The organism is Bradyrhizobium nivariense (genome assembly GCF_029846695.2).
Lineage (GTDB): Bacteria > Pseudomonadota > Alphaproteobacteria > Rhizobiales > Xanthobacteraceae > Bradyrhizobium.
On the sequence record NZ_JARWCR020000181.1, the window covers coordinates 1 to 1,397 of the forward strand.

General features: G+C 64.5%; 1 protein-coding gene. It reads left to right on the forward strand.

Annotated elements, in window-relative coordinates:
• The first annotated feature begins 97 nt into the window (after positions 1-97).
• Complete coding sequence (locus QCM77_RS45810) at positions 98-1,366, forward strand: IS256 family transposase (protein ID WP_280097123.1); 1,269 nt, start codon at positions 98-100, stop codon at positions 1,364-1,366.
• Positions 1,367-1,397 lie beyond the last annotated feature (31 nt).

A 1,397-nucleotide genomic window follows, 5' to 3' on the forward strand; every position in this document is an offset into this window, starting at 1 on the left:
GAGCTATGCGGGAAAGTGGGTGATGACGGAATGAGATAGGCGGCGTATCGAGGCGGGTGTCGAGCCTGCCAGAACCTCTCAAGGAGAGCGATACGCCATGAACGAGACTAGCAATATTGTTGCCCTTCGTCAGCCCGACGATATCGACGATCCACTGACCAATATTCTGCGAGCTGGTGCGCGGCAGCTTCTGGCGCAGGCCGTGGAGATCGAGGTCGAGACGTTTCTCGCCACGGTGAAGGATTTGAAGCTTGACGACGGGCGCGCCCGTGTCGTGCGGCATGGTTACGGCCCGGCGCGAACGATTGCGACCGGGATCGGACCGGTCGAGGTCGCGCGGGCGAAGATTCGGGACCGCGGGGCGGCCGGCGATAGCGAGCGGATCCGCTTCAGCTCGGCGATACTGCCGCTGTGGGCGCGGCGGACCAGGAGTCTGGATGCGCTGTTGCCGGTGCTGTACCTGCGCGGCATCTCGACCGGCGATTTCCAGGAGGCGCTGACGGCCCTGCTGGGCAAGGACGCGCCGAACCTGTCGCCGGCGGTCATCGCCCGGCTGACGGCCGAGTGGCAGGGCGAGTATGAGCGCTGGCAAAAGCGCGATCTGTCGGCGCGACGCTACGTGTATGTGTGGGCCGATGGCGTCTTCCTGCAGGCGCGCATGGAAGACCACGGCGAATGCATGCTGGTGCTGATCGGCGCGACGCCGGAAGGCAAGAAGGAATTGATCGGCTTTCAGGTCGGCGTCCGGGAGAGCGCGCAGAGCTGGCGCGAGCTCCTGATCGACGTCAAGCAGCGCGGGTTGCAGATCGCCCCGGAAATTGCCGTTGGTGACGGCGCGCTCGGCTTCTGGAAAGCGCTTGACGAGGTCTTTCCCGGCACGCGGCACCAGCGCTGCTGGGTGCACAAGACCGTGAACGTCCTGGACAAGGTCCCGCTCTCGGTGCAGGCCAACATGAAGAAGGACCTGCGCGAAGTCTACTGGGCGCCGAACCGGGCGGCCGCCGAAGTGGCGATCGACGTCTTCGCCGAGAAATACCGCGCCAAGTACGGCCGGGCGGTCGAATGCCTCGCCAAGGATCGCGACGCGCTGCTGGCCTTCTACGACCTCCCTGCCGAGCATTGGGATCACTTGCGCACGACCAATCCCATCGAGAGCGTGTTCGCCACCGTGCGGCACAGGACGGTGCGCACCAAGGGTTCGTTGTCGCCGACCACCGCCAAGCTGATGGTGTTCAAGCTGGTGATCGCCGCATCAAGGACCTGGCGGCGGCTCAAAGGCACAAACCAGTTGCCGAAGATCATCGCAGGTGTCAGATTCAACGACGGCATCGAGGTCATCCAAGCGCCGGCAAACCACGCCGCCTGATCACCCCGTCACCCAAAATCCCGCATAGCTC